This window comes from Butyricicoccus sp. AM78-15b2TA (assembly GCF_027665985.1).
Taxonomy (GTDB): domain Bacteria; phylum Bacillota; class Clostridia; order Oscillospirales; family Butyricicoccaceae; genus Agathobaculum; species Agathobaculum butyriciproducens.
This window is the reverse complement of record NZ_JAQEHY010000055.1, coordinates 1-428: the sequence shown is the minus strand read 5'-3', so window position 1 is coordinate 428 and position 428 is coordinate 1. Positions and strand designations below refer to the sequence as shown.

The following is a 428-nucleotide window of genomic DNA, read 5'->3' as shown; positions in this document are numbered from 1 at the left end:
TTTTTCGATCGCTCCCTTTCTTTTGCGCCCAAACAGTTAAAAAAGGGCGCAGTACCGCATGGATAGTAGTCCACACAGTATTGCGCTGTTTCTTAAAATGCGGGGACTGGTTAGGTAACTGGCTGTCATGCGATTGCAGAGCAATCGTTTAGACCCTATAGCTTTGCGCCGCAGAGTTTCCTCTGTTTTGCCATTTCTGCCATTCTCCTAAGAGTTTGGGTTTTTAGTTAATTAAATTGTACTAAGTTGCTTGGCATTTGTCAATTATTACTTTGTCAATTTCAACAAAAGTCCTTTTGTACTTAAACAAGTAATTGTTCAAAATTGCAGACTGCTTACGTCGGAAAGGGTCTACTGTTATAGACTTCAAAAGATTTCTCTCTGCGTTCGCCGCCGCGAGAATGGTGAGGGGGTGCTGCGGCTGTGGG

1 riboswitch is annotated in these 428 nt (G+C 43.5%).

Going from position 1 to position 428, the window contains the following annotated elements:
* Window positions 1-110 precede the first annotated feature (110 nt).
* Window positions 111-202, bottom strand: a riboswitch (cyclic di-GMP riboswitch).
* Window positions 203-428: the final 226 nt, after the last annotated feature.